The sequence below is a fragment of the Xanthomonas sp. JAI131 genome (genome assembly GCF_013410075.1).
Lineage (GTDB): Bacteria > Pseudomonadota > Gammaproteobacteria > Xanthomonadales > Xanthomonadaceae > Xanthomonas_A > Xanthomonas_A bonasiae.
Map to the genome: position 1 here is coordinate 206,084 of NZ_JACCCN010000003.1, position 16,103 is coordinate 222,186.

Here is a 16,103-nt window from a genome sequence, read left to right on the forward strand (position 1 = left end):
ATGTCGCAATACATCTACACCATGAACGGCGTCAGCAAGACGGTGCCGCCGAAGCGCCAGATCATCAAGGACATCTCGCTGTCGTTCTTCCCGGGCGCCAAGATCGGCCTGCTCGGCCTCAACGGCGCCGGCAAGTCGACGGTGCTGAAGATCATGGCCGGCGTGGACACCGATTTCAGCGGCGAAGCGCGCCCGCAGCCGGGCATCAAGGTCGGCTACCTGGCGCAGGAGCCGGAGCTGGACCCGGCCAAGACCGTGCGCGAAGCGGTCGAGGAAGGCGTCGGCGAAGTGCTGCAGGCGCAGGCCGCGCTGGACAAGATCTACGAGGCCTATGCCGAGGAAGGCGCCGACTTCGACAAGCTCGCCGCCGAGCAGCAACGGCTGGAAGCGATCCTGGCCGCCGGCGATGCGCACCTGCTGGAACAGCAGCTGGAAGTGGCCGCCGACGCGCTGCGCCTGCCGCCGTGGGACGCGGTGATCGGCCCGCTGTCGGGCGGTGAGAAGCGCCGCGTGGCGCTGTGCCGGCTGCTGCTGCAGAAGCCGGACATGCTGCTGCTCGACGAACCGACCAACCATCTGGACGCCGAGTCGGTGGAATGGCTGGAACAGTTCCTGGCGCGCTACACCGGCACCGTGGTGGCGGTGACCCATGACCGCTACTTCCTCGACAACGCCGCCGAGTGGATCCTGGAACTGGACCGCGGCCGCGGCATCCCGTGGAAGGGCAACTACACCGACTGGCTGATGCAGAAGGAAGAGCGCCTGAAGCAGGAAGACAACCAGGAGAAGTCGCGGCAGAAGGCGATCCAGAAGGAACTGGAGTGGTCGCGGCAGAACGCCAAGGGCGGCCGCACCAAGGGCAAGGCGCGTCTGGCGCGCCTGGAAGAACTGCAGTCGGTCGATTACCAGCGCCGCAACGAGACCAACGAGATCTTCATTCCGCCGGGCGAGCGCCTGGGCAACGCGGTGCTTGAGTTCAAGCACGTCACCAAGAAGTTCGGCGACCGCCTGCTGATCGACGACCTCAGCTTCCTGGTGCCGTCCGGCGCCATCGTCGGCATCATCGGCCCCAACGGCGCCGGCAAGTCGACGCTGTTCAAGATGATCATCGGCAAGGAGAAGCCGGACTCGGGCGAGATCGTGCTCGGGCCGACGGTGAAGCTGGCCTACGTGGACCAGAGCCGCGACAAGCTGGAAGGCAACCACAACGTGTTCCAGGAAGTCTCCGGCGGCCTGGACATCCTCAACATCAACGGCGTGGAGATCCAGTCGCGCGCCTACCTGGGCCGCTTCAACTTCAAGGGCCAGGACCAGCAGAAGCTGGTCGGCAGCCTGTCCGGCGGCGAACGCGGCCGCCTGCACATGGCCAAGACCCTGCTGCAGGGCGGCAACGTGCTGCTGCTCGACGAACCGTCCAACGACCTGGACATCGAGACGCTGCGCGCGCTGGAAGACGCGCTGCTGGAGTTCCCCGGCAACACCTTCGTGATCTCGCACGACCGCTGGTTCCTGGATCGCATCGCGACCCACATCCTGGCGTTCGAAGGCGACTCGCACGTGGAGTTCTTCCAGGGCAACTACCGCGAGTACGAGATCGACAAGCGCCGCCGCATGGGCGACGACGCCGGTCCGAAGCGGCTGCGTTTCAAGGCGCTCAAGTAAGCGAGCGCGGAACGCGCAGATGCACCTTGCCACGGCCCGCGCACAGCGGGCCGTGTGCATTCCGGCGCTCGGGTCCTCTCGGCCGCCTGGACCTGTAGGAGCGGCTTCAGCCGCGACCGGGCATTACCGGTAACGCCCGGTCGCGGCTGAAGCCGCTCCTACAGGGGGACGCGCCGACCAAAGCGCTACAGCTCGTAGGACAGCACGTCCTCGAAGCCGAACTTGCCGAAGTCGCGGATCCGCGACGGGTACAGCCGGCCGATCAGGTGGTCGTGCTCGTGCTGCACCACCCGCGCATGGAAGCCTTCGGCCTCGCACACCACCGCGTTGCCGTCCGGGTCCAGGCCGCGGTAGCGGATCTGCCGGTAGCGCGGGATCACCGCGCGCAGCCCGGGAATGGACAGGCAGCCTTCCCAGCCATCCTCCAGTTCGTCGGACAGCGGCTCGATCTGCACGTTGGCCAGTGCGGTGCGCGGCACCGCCGGCGCATCGGGATAGCGTGCATTGCTGTCGAAGCAGAACACCATCAACTGCAGGTCCACTGCGATCTGCGGCGCGGCCAGGCCGACGCCGCGTGCGGCGTCCATGGTCTCGAACATGTCGGCGACCAAGGCGTGCAACTGCGCGCTGCCGAACGTATCGACCGGCTGCGCGATGCGCAGCAGGCGCTGGTCGCCCATGCGGATGATGTCGCGGATCATGCCCTGCTCCTGTGCCCGAGTGCTGCGCCGATTATCCGCCGACTGGCGCGCGCTTGCAGCCTGGTCCGGTCAGCGTGACCGTGGGTGTTCGCGGCTGCGGATGGGGCCGGGGCCGAGGCCCCTCCCACACTGCACCCGGCCGACCCTTCGCAAGTCCTGTGCAGCAGCGGTGGCCGGTGGTGTCGGCCGCCGTGTGGCGGCCTTTCCCAGCCGGCGTGCTTGGCGCCTCATCGAGCGGGACGCGAGGCCGGCACCGCGCGCCACTGCGAAATCCACCTGCAGCGGCGCGTTTGCGGCGACCGTCGCCGCATCGCGTATGCGGCGCGACGCGATTTTTCGTGGCGATGCTGTAGAACAACGACCTGGACTCCGCCGCGCGCAGGCAATGCACAACGATCGCCCTGGATCCTCTTTCTTCTCGCCGAGCCGGCGCGACCTGCTGCGGCTGGCCGTGCTGGCCCCGGCGGCGATCGGACTGGGCCTGCTGCCGGGCTGTTCGAATCCGCCGCGTTTCGACGGCAGCTTCATCCAGCCGTGGCGCAGCCACCTCGACCTGGGCGCGCAGGACTGGCAACAGCATATGGCGCTCGCCCAGCGCCTGGGCTGCCGGCAGATCGTGGTGCAGTGGGCCGGGCTGTACGGCAGCGGCGGCGATGCGGACTGGACCCTGCCGGACAGCACGCTGCAGCTGATCTTCTCCACGGCGGCCGCCGCCGGCCTGCAGGTGCGGGTCGGCCTGCCGTATCACAGCGGTTGGTGGAAGGCGCTGCAGGCGCCGGACCTGGCCACGCTGGATGCGTTCCTGGCGCTGACCCTGGACAACGCGCGCGCCTATCTGCAGGCCGCGCCGTGGCGCAGGCAGGCCAACTTCGACGGCTGGTACCTGCCGTACGAACTGGAACAGTTCCACTGGGCGCAGGACGCGCGGCAGCAGCGCCTGTGCAGCTGGCTGGCCGCGCTGTGCGCAGCGGCCAGCGCCGGCACCGAAAAGGTCACCGCGATCTCCACGTATTTCAGCCGGCTGCAGACCAGCGGTTCGCTGCCGCAGCTGTGGAACCGCATCCTCGACCAGGTGCCGCTGCGGCCGATGGTGCAGGACGGCGTCGGCGTCGCCGGGCTGGACAACCTGGACGGCGTGGATCCGCTGCTGGCGTCGCTGCGCGCGCGCCAGGTCGCCTTCGACGTGGTGGTCGAACTGTTCGAGGAACTGCCCAGCTCGGCGGCCGACGGCAGCCACTTCCAGGCGCAGACCGCCGATGCCGCACGCATCCAGAAGCAGCTGGCGTGGGCGCAGCGCAGCGGCGCCGCCGGCATCTTCGCGTTCGCGCTGGACCCGTGGCTGTCGCAGGACTCGCCGCGCGCGCAGGCGCTGCGCCGGCAGTGGCGCGCCGGGCGCCAATAGCCGCCCGGCGCGCGCCTACAGGGCGCGGCCGATGATGTCGCGCAGGATCTCGCTGGTGCCGCCGAAGATGCGCAGCGCGCGCGCATCGGCCCAGGCGCGGCCGATGCCGTACTCGCTGCTGTAGCCGTACCCGCCGTGCAGCTGCAGCAGCGCGTCCAGCACCTGGCCCTGGATCTCGGTGGCGTTGAGCTTGGCCATCGCCGCGGTGGTCGCCTGCAGCCGGCCCTGCATGTGCTCGCCCAGGCACTGGTCGAGGAAACTGCGCAGCATCGCCAGCCGCGACGCCGCGTCGGCGAGCACGAAACGGGTGTTCTGGTGGTCGATCAGGTGGCGGCCGAACGCCTTGCGCTGGCGCACGTAGGCCAGGGTCTGGTCGAGCATGCCTTCGGCCGAGGCCGCGGCGCGCAGCGCGATCGCCAGGCGTTCGGCGGCCAGTTGTTCGCCGAGGTAATCGAAGCCGCGCTGTTCCGCGCCGAGCAGGTGCGAGACCGGCACCGCCACGTCCTGGAAGAACAGCTCGCTGGTGTCCTGCGCGTGCTGGCCGATCTTGGCCATCGGCGCGCCGCGGACGACGCCGGGCAGTGCGGTGTCGACGCAGAACAGGCTCAAGCCGCGCGCGCCCAGTTCCGGCGCCACGGTCGCCACCACCACCGCCAGGTCGGCGTTGCTGCCGTTGGTGATCCAGGTCTTCTGGCCGTTGAGCAGGTAGTGCTCGCCGTGGCGGACGGCGCGGGTGCGGATCGCCTTGAGGTCGCTGCCGGCGCCGGGCTCGGTCATCGCGATCGCGCCGATCGCCTCGCCGCGCGCCATCTTCGGCAACCATGCCGCGCGCACCGCGTCGCTGCCGTACTGCATCAGGTACGGCGCGACCATGTCCGAATGGATCGAGAAGCCGATGCCGAGGAAATTCGCCCGCGCCAGTTCCTCGATCACGCAGGCGGCATGCCCGGCGTCGCCGCCCAGGCCGTAGGGTTCGGGCAGCTGGCAGTTGAGCAGGCCGGCCGCGCCGGCCGCACGCCACAGCGCGCGCGGGGTGATGCCGTCGCGCTCCCACTGCGCGTAGTGCGGGGCGATCTGGCTGTCGATGAAACGCCGCACCTGCGCACGGAACAGGGTGTGGTCTTCGCGGAACACGGGGCGCTCGCGCATGGCTCAGCGGCCGACCGGATCGGTGCCGCTGAGCTGGCCCTGCAGCACCGGCGCATTGCCGCTGCCGCTCAGGAACAGGCTGTAGTGGTCGCCGGGCTGCAGCGACGGCAGCGCCAGCGGCGCGCTGTCCTTGCTGCCGCACGTGGCCACCAGGCGGGCCTTGACCGGGTTGATCGCACGCGCGCTGCTGGCGCCCGCGGCGACGGCCGGGAACACCACCGCGCCGCCGTCGGCGATCGCCAGCCGCGCCTGGCCGCAGCCGCCGGCCAGGTTGTAGAAGCGGATCTCGGCCTTGAGCGCGTCGCTGCTGCCGCCGCCATCGGCCAGCACCGCCAGCGGCCGCGACGGCGTGGCCGGGTCCAGCACCAGCGTGGTGAAGCTGCCCGCGGCGACCTGCGCCTGCTCGCGCGCCTTGCCGGCCACGCGCAGCGCGAACGGCTTGCCGCCTTCGACGATGGCGTAGCGGGTGGCGCGGGTGGCCGGACCGATGCGCTGTGCAGCGCCATTGCCGATGCCGACCTCGAGCGCGGCATCGCCCGGGTTGAGCACGCGCACGAACGCCGAACCGGCCGGCGGGCGCGCGGCGTACAGCTGCGCGAGGCGGCCTTCCGCGGCGCCCTGTTGGGCGGTGGCGGCCAGTGGCGCGAGCGCGGTGGCGGCAAGCAATGCGAACATCAATTTCATCGTGGCGTTTCCTGGCTGCGGAGCGTGCGCGCCATGGCATAGCGCTGCTCCAATTGTTTGCGATCGACCTTGTCGCTGTTGCCGGTGGGCAACGCGTCCACGGCGATCAGTTCGGAGGGAATCATGTAGGCCGGCACGCGGCGGCCGAGTTGCTGCTTCCAGTCACGCAGCGCATCCGGCAGCGGCTGTACCGCGCCGAGGCCCGGCACCGACAGTTCGACGAAGCCGATCATCCGCACCAGGCTGCCATCGGGCCGGCGCAGCACCACGGCAGCACCGGCGACCACGCCGTCCAGGGTCGACAGCGCCGCATCCACTTCGGCCAGTTCGATGCGATAGCCGTTGAGCTTGATCTGGTCGTCCCTGCGGCCGCGGAAGTAGAGCCGGCCCTGCGCATCGACCTCGCCCAGGTCGCCGCTGCGGTAGGCACGCTTGCCGTTGTGCTCGAACAGCACGCCCTGGTCGAGGTCGGGGCGGTCCAGATAGCCGCGCATCACGTGGTCGCCGGCCATGCAGATCTCGCCGGCGTCGAGGAACACCTCGGCATACGGCTTGGCCACGCCGATCGGGAACGGGTTGGGTGCGGCCGCGCGCAGTGCGGCATCGATCTCCACCCAGGTGGTGGAACAGGTCGCTTCGGTCGGGCCATAGGAGTTGACGATGCGCGCCTGCGGAAAGCGCGCCCATACCTCTTCGGCCACACGCGGGGTCAGCGACTCGGCGCCGAACACGAACACCTGCAGCGCGGGCAGGCGCTCGGCGCTGAAGCGCGGATTGAGCAGCTGCTGGCGCACGAACGAGGGCGTGGACGCCCACACCGCCACGTCGGACTGGCGCAGATGGTCGACGAAACGGTCGCTGTCGGCGATCACCTCGCGCGGGCACAGCACGCAGCACCCGCCCAGGCCGAGCGCGCCGCACAGATCGAACAGCGAGAAATCGAAGTTGAACAGCATCTGGTTGAGGAACGCCGGCGCCGGCCCCAGCGCCAGGCAGTCGCGGATCCAGCCGGCGAACAGGGCCACGCTGTCGCGGCCGATCTGCACGCCCTTGGGATCGCCGGTGCTGCCGGAGGTGAACATGATGTAGGCCAGATCCGGCACCGCCAGCCCGCGCGCGTCGTCGGCACCAGGGCCGAACGCATCGGTGGCGGCGTCGTAGACCGCGGCGGCATGCACCAGCGCGACGATGCGCTGCAGCCGCGCCGGCGGATTGATGGTGTCCACCGGCACGTAGGTCACGCCCAGTTGCAGGCAGCCGAGCATGGCCACCACGAAGGCGGACTGCTTGTGGCCCCAGATCACCAGCGCATGGCCCGGCTGCACGCCAGCGCGCTGCGCGCGGGCGACCCACTCCTGCGTGGCCTGGTACACCCCGGCCCAGTCCAGCACGCCATCGGCATCGCGCAGCGCGGGCGCCTGCGCGGCGTGTTCGCGCTCGACGAAACGGCATCGCTCGAAATCAAAGCGCATGCATGCGGCTCCTCGCGCGGTCCGCGCTCAACGCCGGTGGGCGGCCACGTACTCGGCCAGCACCTGCACCGATTCGACCAGCGTGTCGATCTCGTCGATCGGCAGGGTCACGCCGAGACGGTCCTTGACCTCGACCATCAGCTGCACCTTGGACATCGAATCGAACAGCGATTCCATGTATTCGTCGGGCTGCACGCGGGTGCCGATCACGCTCTCGACGATGTCGCTCAGCTGGGTCTGGAGGGTCTGCATGTCCATGGGGTTCACCTTGTCAGAACTGGAAATAGAGGAAACGCGATGCCTTGTGCAGGCTCGACAGGCACAGCACGAGCAGCGAGAGCATCGCCAGCAACCACGGCAGGTTGGGCTGCCAGCGCATCCACGCGCGCGGCGCCGGGTTCGGCTTGCTCAACGCGGGCGAGTACACGCCCATGATCTGGTGCGCGTTCGGCGCCAGCCATACGATCGCCAGCAGCAGCGCGATGTACAGCAACTGCACGTGATGGCCGATCAGCAGGCGCCAGGCATCGCCCAGGCCCATGCCGGCGACATGGCCGAGGCCGTGCCGGCTTTCCGCGCCGCGCAGGCCGGCCATGCCCTGCACCAACTGCCATGCATCGCCCACGCCGTCGGCGCGGAAGAACGCCTGCGCCACCAGCACCGCGGCGAAGGTCAGCAACAGGTAACCGACATGCTGCAGCGGATTGAACGTGCGCAGCGCCGCCGGCGTGCGGCCGACGACGAAGATGCGCCAGGCATGGTTGATCGCCAGGTAGGCGGCATGCAGCAGGCCGAAGATCAGGAACTGCAGGCCGGCGCCATGCCAGATGCCGGCCAGGCCCATCGCCCACACCGTGGGCAGCACGATCAACGACAGGAAGCCGCCCGCCGAGGCCACCGCGGCCGGGCCGCTGGCGCGCCCGTGGCGGCTGCGCCAGCGTGTCACCGCCATCGCCACCGGGTAGTACAGGTAGGCGGTGATGTAGCGGGTCAGGGTCATGTGCCAGCGTGACCAGAAGTCGATCACGCTGGTCGCCTTGTACGGCGAATTGAAGTTGAGCGGGAAGCGGATGCCGAACATCCGCGCCAGCCCCAGCGCCATGTCCGAGTAGCCGGAGAAATCGAAATACAGCTGCAGTGCGTAGCTCAACGCGGTGGCCCATGCGCCCCAGAACTGCAGCTCCCCGGTGCTGGCGAAACCGGCGTCGGCGTACGGCGCGATGCTGTCGGCCAGCAACACCTTCTTGGCCAGGCCGATCACGAACAGCATGCCGCCGACCGACAGATTGTCGGCGTGGAAACGGTAGGTCTCGCGCCTGCTGAACTGCGGCATCATTTCCTTGTGGTGGAGGATGGGGCCGGCGATCAGGTGCGGGAAGAAGGTCACGAACAACACGTAGCTGAGCGGGCTGCGGTCGTTGACCAGACCGGCGCGGCAGTCGAGCAGGTAGCCGATCTGGGTGAAGGTGAAGAAGGAAATGCCCAGCGGCAGGATCAACGCATCCATCGGGCCGATGTCGACACCCAGGCCGTGCGCGAAGGTGACCATCGCCGCGACGTACTTGTAGTGCATCAGCAACGCCAGGTCGGCGGCCACGCCCAGCGCGACCACCAGCAGTTGCAGCCGTGGCCGCTGGGCCAGCGCCAGCACGAGCAGGCTGACCAGGTAATTGAACACGATCGAGCCGAGCAGCAGCACCACGAACTGCGGATTCCACCAGCCATAGAACACGATCGAGGCCACGCACAGCCACAGCGCGGCCAGGCGCGGCTGCAGCGCACCCAATAGGTAGTGCACGCCCAGCGCGATCGGCAGGAACATCAGCAGGAACAGGAAGGAATTGAACAGCATCGGTCGGCGCTCAGTCGATCCCGGCCAATGCCGCCTGCTCGCCCTCGGTCAGCGGCAGGGACAGGGCCATTTCGGAGAATTCCCAGATCACCAGCTTCAGGCTCGGCGGCCAGTGCGCGCGCTGCGGCCAGGCCGCCAGCAGCGCACCGGAGAACTGGCCGCCGTCCAGGCTCTGGTTCCACACTTCGCGGCCCAGGGCATTGCCCAGGCGCTCGGCGAACAGACTGCGGCGTCCGTTGGAGCTGCCCAGCAGCAATACCTCCACCGGCGGCGTGTCATCCAACAAGCCGCCGCTGCGCAGCGGTGCGATGGTCTGCTGCGGTTCGCGATCCAGTGCCGGGCGCCAGGCCGGCGGCGCATGCTCCAGCCCGGCCAGCACGATCAGGTCGCCCATCCGCGGCGTCGGCGCGCCGGGCACGCCGACCGCGAACGCCTGCCCGCCGCGCCCGCCAAGCAGCGGCAGCGCGGAGGCGGCCACCGCGTCGGCGGCGCGCTGCGCGCCGATGCGGTTCATGTGCACGTCGGTGCGGAAGAACACCGGCGCCTGCCCTGCCTGCAGTACCGGCAGCAGATCGGTCGAGGCCACACCCGCGGCGGCCAGCGCCTGTTGCCACTGCCCCAACCGCGCGCGCATCGGCGCCGAATGGCGCAGGCCGCAGGTATGCGCCTGCTCGATCCGCGATTTGTCCGGCACCACCACCACCAGCAGGTGCACGCCCTGCGCCTGCAGTTGCCGCGACCAGTGCCGCATCAGGCGCACGCGCTGGGCGAACACCGCCGCGCCTGCGCCCGCAGGCGGACGCAGGCCATCGCGGTAGAACAACCAGTCCGGACAACCCAGCGCGACCTGCGGTCCCGGATCGCCGAGCAGCCGATAGCGCACCGCCGCGCCGACCAGGTCGGCACGCTCCTGCAGCGGCAGCTTCAATGCCGCATTGATCGCGCGGCCGGCCTCGCCATCGGCCCAGCGTGCCGGCGCCAGCGATGCCGCCGGCAGTTGGGCGCGACCCAGCATCCAGCTCCCGCACGCCAGGCCGGCGACCAGCAGCGCGACCAGCACCGCAGCCGTGGCGATATGCGCGCGCGCCGGGGCCGCCACAGGCAGTGGCGCAGGCGCGCCGGGACGTGCACTCATCGGCTTACTTTCCCAGCGCCTTGTGCAGGCGCGCCTGCCACTGCTGCACGCTCATGATCGAGGCGTTGTCCCACTGGCCGCGCGCGTCCGGGCCCTGCCCATAGGTCGGCTCGAACATCTGCCACACCAGCACCTGCGGCTTGCGCTGCTGGAACTCGGGCGATTCCAGATACTCCAGCAGCGTCGTCCAGTGGCCGACATTGCCGGGCTTCCAGTTGACCGATACAGGGCGATCGAGCGCGTTGGACAGTTTCTGCGGAAAACCGAAATACGGCTGCACCATGCTGTGCCCGGTGACGTGCACCGGTGCCGGCGCGTCGTCCAGCAGCGCCTGCTGCTCGGACTGGCGGCGCACGCTGAAGGTGTCGCGGCCGACCGCCTTGCGCTGCGCATCGGTCAGGAACAGTTCGGCCAGATCGCCGAAGCGGCGTTCCTTGATCTCGCTGCCCAGGGCCATGCCGGTGCCGTCCTGGCCCTGCAGGTGCGGCAGCTGCTGGCGGATCTGCGCGGCGACCGCCATCGCCACCGCGTCGGCGGCCGGTTGGGTCCAATGCTGGTCGCTGCGGTAGAACACGTCCTGCCCGCCCTGCTTGACCTGGCGCAGCACCTGCAGCGCATCCACCGCCGGCACCTGCGCCGTCACCAGATCGGCGCGGACCAACGCATAGCGGCCGCGGACGGCATCGCTCATGCGCTTGCCGTCGGGCAGCTTGTCCTCGTAGAACAGCGCCTTGTCCGGCAGCACCACGACCTCCAGCGTGATTCCGGCCGCCGCCAGCGCCGCGCGCGCCTCGGCGATCAACGCGGTGTTGCGCCCGATCGCGGCGCCATCGACCTCGCTCAGGCTGCCCCATGCAGGGAACAACCAGCCGTCCTTGCCGACCATCACGATCGAGGAATCCTGCGCCGCGCTGGCGCTGGCGCTGGCTGGGGCAGTTGGCGCCTGCGCCAGCACCGGCGCGGCGGCGAAGGCGCACAGCAGGCCAAGCCACAGCGCGCGGGTAGGCACGGGAACAATCGGGGCGACAGGATCGGTCATGGCAGTTGTTTCGGCAGGCATCAGTAGGAGAAGGTGGCGGTGGCGAACAGGCCCTTGGCGCGTTGGGTATCGCCACCGCCGATCGCGAAGCGGTATTGCACGCTCAGGTCCAGGTAGGACCGCGCCGCGTTGTAGCGGTCCTCGCGGAACCAGTAGCGCACGCCAACGCCGGGACCGGCGCCGAGCGACCAGCTGCGGTCGGTGTCGGACAGGGCGAACGCCTGCTCGCCGATCAGCGGGTAGTCGATGCCGCTGACCCGCGAGCGCTGGTCGAGCCAGTCCGCGGCCACCACCAGAGATGGGGTCAGCACCCAGCGGGTCTGCTCGGCGCCGAAGCGGTAGCTGCGCCCGGCATGCAGTTCCGCGGCGGCGAACCATTGCGCGCGATGCAGGCGGCCATCGGAATCGAGCAGGGTTTCGACCGGCGCGCCGCTGCTGTCCAGCCGATCCACGCTGAAGCGCGCGCGGTTGTCGTCCCAGCTGTAGCCGGCCTGCGCATAGCCGCTCAGCGTCCACCACTGGTTCACGTCGGTGCGCACGCCGGTGCCGTGGTAGAAGCCGTAGGTCAGGTAGGACATCCAGCCGCCGGCATCGCTGTCCAGGCGATAGCGCGCCTGCGTATTGATCTGCTGCGGCTGGTTGGAGTCGCGCTGGATGCGGCACTGGATCGCGGTCGCGTCCGGATAGACGCCGCCGTTGCGGGTGCCGCTGCCGAGGAACTGGCGGCGCTCGATGCCCGCGCTCAGGCCGGTGCGGCCGAACGCGTAGCGCACGCCGAACGAGCCGATCGTGGACGGCCAGCCGGCACTGGAACGCGAGCGGCTCAAGCGCTCGGCACGCGCGCGTGCGTCCTCGGTGGCTTCGCCGGTGCACGGGTCCACGGCGAGCACCGATTCGAACGTGCCGCCCTCGTCGTACAGCGTGTTGGCCGCGCGCGCATACGCTTCCAGCGTGCCGTAGCGGTTGTTGAGCGCCTCGGGCCGCCAGAACGCTTCCAGGGTGCTGAACACCGAATCGCCCGGGGTGCTGATCGCCGTGCCGCCCAGGTTGCTCGCGGCCTGGCGCGCACCGCGGTAGCCGGCCGCGGCGGTGATGCCCCACTCGCGCCCGAGGTTGGCGATCGAACTGCGCGTGGTGTAGCGCTGCGCCTTGTCCAGCGGCAGCGTGCCCTGGTCGGCGCGGTCGATCGCGCTGCGCAGCAGCGCCACCGCCTGCGGGTTGTCGCCGTTGGCGGCGCTCGCATAGGCCTGGTCGAGCATCACGCTGGGCGGCGCCTTGCCGGTGGCCTCGGCCGCGCGGAAATCGTCGAGCGCCTGCGCCGGTTGGCCGGCACGCTGCTGCAGGTAGCCGCGCTGCATCAGCAGGCCGGCGTCGGCGGGACGCTGCTGCAATGCGCTGTCCAGGCGCTGCCGCGCCTGGGTGCGCTGGGCGCGGTCGCCGGCGGCCAGCGAGGTGGTGAGCAGGTTCTGCAGGCTGCCGTCGTCCGGACTCTGCAGCAGCGCCTGCTGCGCTTCGCGGATGGCGTCCTGGTAATCCTGCCGCGCGTACGCGGCATAGGCGCGTGACGCGGCGCCACCGTTGCCTTGCAGGTCGGCCGGCGTCAGTTCGCACTGGGTGCCGTAGGGCGTATCGCGGCATTGCTGGAACGGTGCCGGGTACGTCGCCAGGGTCAGTGTCGGCGCCGGGCGGGCGCTGCGCAGCGCCTTCTCGCGCTGGGCGATGGCCTGGCCGATCTGCTTGCGCGCCGACTCATCCTCGTCCGCCAGCGAATCGCCCTGCAGCGGCTGCAACAGGCGTGCGGCACGCGCGCGGTCGCCTGCCGCAATGGCCGCATCCACCGCCAACAGGCGCACGTTGCGCCGCTGCTGCGCATCCAGCCAGTCCTGCTGCAGGGCGGCGTCGAAATCGGCATTGGCCTGCGCGGTATGCAACTGGCGCTGGCGCAGGTACGCGCGCATCACCAGCGCCACGGTGTTGTCGCTGTCGTTGTCCAGGGCCGCGTCGGCGGTGGCCTCGGCGGCGGCCAGTTGCCCGTCCAGCAACTGCGCGGTCATCAGCAGCAGACGGTGCGACGCCACGTCCGGCGCATACGCCACCGCTTGCCGGGCGAACCCGGCGGCCGCGCCGAACTCCTGCTCGATCAACGCCTGGTAGCCCTGCTGCGCCGGCCTGACCGCGCGCTGGCGGCCCAGCGCCACGCGCTTGGCCTGCAGATCGGCGACATTCGGCGCGCCCAGCTGGATCGCCGTGGCGACCGCGGCCTCGGCTTGTTCGAAGCGTTGCTGGGTTTCCAGCGCCGACACCCACAGGACCGCCCACGCGCCCTGCTGCGGCTGTTGGCGGAAGGCCTGTTCGGCCTTGTCGGCGGCCTCGGCCATGCGGTCGTTGTTGTAGGCGTCGTAGGCCTGGGTGGCGAGTGCGAAGGCGTGCCGATAGGCCTGCTCGGCGGCACTGGGATGCGTGGTGACGCGTGGCGCGGGGGCGCCGCCGGCGCGCGCGGCCGTTGCGCCGGACGCCGTCGTGGATGCCGCGTTCGCGGCGGCCGCCAGACGCGGCAACGCCGGATCCTGCAGCCCGTCGGCGAGCGCACGGCGCGCCTGCGCGCGCGCTTCGTCGCCGCGACCCAGCTTCTGCAGCGCGTAGATCTGCAACAGGCGCAGGCGCACCACGTCCGGGCGCAGCCGCGCCGCTTCGGCCGCCTGGCGGTTGGCCTGCTGGTAATCGCCGCGGGCGTAGGACGCGTAGGCATCCTCGGCGATGCGATAGGCGGCGCCGGCCAACGGCAGTTGCTGCGCGTGCGCGGTGGCGCTGCCCAGGCCGAGCAGGCTCAGGGCGATCACGCTGGAGAGCAGGCTGATTCTCATGCGCTCAGCTCTCCGCCGATGCTGTACTGGGGGTTGGCCGCACGGCGATGCTGCTCGCGCACGGCGGCGGCGATCGCCGCCTGGGTGGCGACGCCGTGCTTGACCAGGTAGTCGCCGATGCGGCCGTCGCGTTGCGGCCTGTATTCGTCCAGCACGCGCTCGAACTGGTCGCGCGCGATCAGGCGCAGTTCCACCAGCAGATCGCCCAGCAGCGGCACCGCGTCGACGCGGTAGCTTTCGCCGCTGATCAGGCGCAGGCCGGCGTTGATTTCGCTTTCGCGCGCGATCGCCTGTCGCAGCACGCTCGCGTCCAGGTCGTGCAGCAACCGTTGCTGCTCCTCTTCGGACAATGCGTTGGAGACCGCGACCGCCACTTCGCCGGGCACGTCCGACGGCAGCGGCAGCAGCCGCCATTGCACGCAGGCCTGCACCGACAACGGGAACTGCCCGGCCTGCAGATACGCCACGTCGATCGCCGCGCGCGGCAGATCGCCCTGGAAGGCGATGGCTTCGGCCAGGGTTTCGTCGTCCAGCCAGCCCTGCGCCACCAGGATCCGTCCCAGCGGTTGCTGGCGTCCGCCCTCCTGCTGCCGCAGCGCCTGCACCAGGCGCTCGGGCTCGACCGCTTCCCAGGTCGTCAGCAGTTCGCCCAGGCGCCTGCGGGTATGCACCAGCTGCGCGGCGCTGGGGAAATCGTGCATGGTCTTGTCCCACACCATGCGCTTGCCGAACAGCAGGTACAGCAGGAACAGGCGCCAGGCGCGCGCGGTGGCCATGAAGTTGATCATGTTGCCGACCACCATGCGCGGGATCGACATCAGCGCATGTTCCCAGCCGTACAGGCGGTTGACGAAGTAGAAGCGCTGCGCCACGCGCGTGGCCAGCGCGGCGGTGGTCAGCAGCGCCACGTTCATCTGCCAGGTGCCGCTCTGGAAGATGGTCGGGAACTGGGTCTCCCACGCGCCGGCGACCTTGAGCAGCCAGAACAGCAACAGCTGCAGGAAGATCAGATAGGCGAACACGCTGACGAACGAGGTGACGATGCCCTTGCGGTCGCGCGCGAGCAGGTACTTGGTCGCCAGCGAACCGCGCCAGCCCAGGGTTTCCCAGCTCTGCAGGCCGATCCCCAGCACCCAGCGCGCCTTCTGCCGGTACGAGGCGCGGAAGTTGTCGGGGAAGTATTCGCGCACGCACAGCGCCATGTGCAGGGTGCGCTCGCGCACCGGGCCCCAACCGAACCACGACGGGCGGCGCACGCGGAACTGCACCGGGAAGCGCGCGAAGATCGAGTGCATGCCCATCGCCGCCAGGCGCGCGCCGACGTCGTAGTCCTCGGTCAGACTGTCGGTGTTGAACGGCTGGTTGTCGCTGGCCTCGCTCAGCGCCAGCAGCGCCTTGCGCGAGAAACAGGTGCCGACGCCGGCCGACGGCACCATGCCGGACACGCTTTCGCGCACCACCAGGTCCTTGGCGTGCCATTCGGCGAATTCGTCCATGTACACGCCGGCCACCAGTTCGTACCACTCGCGGTCCAGCGAGGTCACCGGCAACTGGATCATGTCCTTGCGCGGCAGCAGGTAGTTGAAGAAGCGCAGCTCCATCGGGTGCAGCACGTCCTCGCTGTCGTGCAGGACCACGCCGGCGAACTCGATGTCGTTCTGCTTCTCGTACTCGAAGATCGCCAGGACCAGCCAGTTCAGGCAGTCGGCCTTGCTGGTCGGGCCGTCGTGCGGCACCTCGATGCGGCGCATGCGCTTGTAGCGGCGGCGCATGCGTTCCACTTCGGCGATGGTCTGCGCATCGTTGGGATAGGTGCCGACGAAGACCATGTAGTCGTGGTAATCGAGCACGTCGATCATGTTCTCGACCATCTGCCCGATCACGTCGAACTCGGCCCAGGCCGGCACCATGATCGCCAGCGTCTGTTCCGGGCGCTGCAGCAGGTCCTGCTGGGTCAGCGGCCGGTATTCGCTGCGCTGCTTGAGGATCACGCTGCGCCAGATTTCGCGCGCCCAATACCAGGCATCGATGAACAGGTCGTCGAGGCTGGAGATCAGGATCACCACCGCGACCACCACGGCCGCCGTCTCCAGGAAGGCGTAGTAGTTGGCCAGGTAGATGTTCCAGTACAGACCGTCCACAG

Annotated in this window: 12 protein-coding genes; 2 read left to right on the top strand and 10 right to left on the bottom strand. The window is 69.7% G+C overall.

The features are described 5' to 3' along the window. Positions 1-1,662 (top strand): energy-dependent translational throttle protein EttA, encoded by a 1,662-nt coding sequence (ettA, locus tag HDC36_RS13970; RefSeq protein WP_179568447.1) that lies wholly within the window; start codon positions 1-3, stop codon positions 1,660-1,662. A gap of 185 nt (positions 1,663-1,847) precedes the next feature. On the opposite strand, the gene def is transcribed toward ettA, so the two are convergent. Continuing rightward, positions 1,848-2,363, bottom strand: a complete 516-nt coding sequence (def, locus tag HDC36_RS13975; protein ID WP_179568449.1) for a peptide deformylase — start codon at positions 2,361-2,363, stop codon at positions 1,848-1,850. A gap of 385 nt (positions 2,364-2,748) precedes the next feature. Here def and HDC36_RS13980 point away from each other — a divergent pair, with 385 nt between their 5' ends. Then, positions 2,749-3,765 (top strand): DUF4434 domain-containing protein, encoded by a 1,017-nt coding sequence (locus HDC36_RS13980; RefSeq protein ID WP_179568451.1) that lies wholly within the window; start codon positions 2,749-2,751, stop codon positions 3,763-3,765. Between the two features lie 15 nt (positions 3,766-3,780). Here the strand turns inward: HDC36_RS13980 and HDC36_RS13985 are convergent, their stop codons facing one another. The 9 genes from HDC36_RS13985 to HDC36_RS14025 are packed head-to-tail and all read right to left on the bottom strand — an operon-like array spanning position 3,781 to position 16,101. Beyond that, positions 3,781-4,914, bottom strand: coding sequence for an acyl-CoA dehydrogenase family protein (locus tag HDC36_RS13985; protein WP_179568453.1), 1,134 nt, complete (start codon positions 4,912-4,914; stop codon positions 3,781-3,783). Positions 4,915-4,917: 3 nt separating this feature from the next. Next, complete coding sequence (locus HDC36_RS13990) at positions 4,918-5,598, bottom strand: alginate O-acetyltransferase AlgF (protein ID WP_179568455.1); 681 nt, start codon at positions 5,596-5,598, stop codon at positions 4,918-4,920. Then, positions 5,595-7,070 carry an AMP-binding protein gene (locus tag HDC36_RS13995; protein ID WP_179568457.1) on the bottom strand — a complete coding sequence of 492 codons (1,476 nt, stop codon included), beginning with the start codon at positions 7,068-7,070 and terminating at the stop codon, positions 5,595-5,597. Before HDC36_RS13995 ends, HDC36_RS13990 begins: the two co-directional genes overlap by 4 nt. Before the next feature lie 27 nt (positions 7,071-7,097). Continuing rightward, positions 7,098-7,328 (bottom strand): phosphopantetheine-binding protein, encoded by a 231-nt coding sequence (locus HDC36_RS14000; protein ID WP_009576418.1) that lies wholly within the window; start codon positions 7,326-7,328, stop codon positions 7,098-7,100. A gap of 13 nt (positions 7,329-7,341) precedes the next feature. Beyond that, entirely contained in the window at positions 7,342-8,922 is a 1,581-nt protein-coding gene (locus HDC36_RS14005) for an MBOAT family protein (protein ID WP_179568459.1), read from the bottom strand. A gap of 10 nt (positions 8,923-8,932) precedes the next feature. Next, positions 8,933-10,057 carry a cell division protein FtsQ gene (locus HDC36_RS14010; protein WP_255432749.1) on the bottom strand — a complete coding sequence of 375 codons (1,125 nt, stop codon included), beginning with the start codon at positions 10,055-10,057 and terminating at the stop codon, positions 8,933-8,935. 4 nt (positions 10,058-10,061) lie between these two features. Continuing rightward, complete coding sequence (locus tag HDC36_RS14015; RefSeq protein WP_179568461.1) at positions 10,062-11,096, bottom strand: twin-arginine translocation pathway signal; 1,035 nt, start codon at positions 11,094-11,096, stop codon at positions 10,062-10,064. A 20-nt stretch (positions 11,097-11,116) separates the two neighbouring features. Next, positions 11,117-13,960 (bottom strand): hypothetical protein, encoded by a 2,844-nt coding sequence (locus HDC36_RS14020; protein WP_179568463.1) that lies wholly within the window; start codon positions 13,958-13,960, stop codon positions 11,117-11,119. Next, the gene (locus HDC36_RS14025) at positions 13,957-16,101 is read right to left on the bottom strand and encodes a glycosyl transferase family protein (protein WP_179568465.1); all 2,145 of its coding nucleotides are present in this window, start codon (positions 16,099-16,101) and stop codon (positions 13,957-13,959) included. The genes HDC36_RS14020 and HDC36_RS14025 overlap by 4 nt, the downstream gene beginning before the upstream one ends. Positions 16,102-16,103: the final 2 nt, after the last annotated feature.

Coding starts and splice junctions, on each gene's coding strand:
- def (WP_179568449.1), bottom strand. CDS start 2,363: ATGATCCGCGACATCATCCGCATGGGCGACCAGCGCCTGCTGCGCATC.
- HDC36_RS13990 (WP_179568455.1), bottom strand. CDS start 5,598: ATGAAATTGATGTTCGCATTGCTTGCCGCCACCGCGCTCGCGCCACTG.
- HDC36_RS13995 (WP_179568457.1), bottom strand. CDS start 7,070: ATGCGCTTTGATTTCGAGCGATGCCGTTTCGTCGAGCGCGAACACGCC.
- HDC36_RS14005 (WP_179568459.1), bottom strand. CDS start 8,922: ATGCTGTTCAATTCCTTCCTGTTCCTGCTGATGTTCCTGCCGATCGCG.
- HDC36_RS14000 (WP_009576418.1), bottom strand. CDS start 7,328: ATGGACATGCAGACCCTCCAGACCCAGCTGAGCGACATCGTCGAGAGC.
- ettA (WP_179568447.1), top strand. CDS start 1: ATGTCGCAATACATCTACACCATGAACGGCGTCAGCAAGACGGTGCCG.
- HDC36_RS13980 (WP_179568451.1), top strand. CDS start 2,749: ATGCACAACGATCGCCCTGGATCCTCTTTCTTCTCGCCGAGCCGGCGC.
- HDC36_RS14015 (WP_179568461.1), bottom strand. CDS start 11,096: ATGACCGATCCTGTCGCCCCGATTGTTCCCGTGCCTACCCGCGCGCTG.
- HDC36_RS14020 (WP_179568463.1), bottom strand. CDS start 13,960: ATGAGAATCAGCCTGCTCTCCAGCGTGATCGCCCTGAGCCTGCTCGGC.
- HDC36_RS14010 (WP_255432749.1), bottom strand. CDS start 10,057: ATGAGTGCACGTCCCGGCGCGCCTGCGCCACTGCCTGTGGCGGCCCCG.
- HDC36_RS13985 (WP_179568453.1), bottom strand. CDS start 4,914: ATGCGCGAGCGCCCCGTGTTCCGCGAAGACCACACCCTGTTCCGTGCG.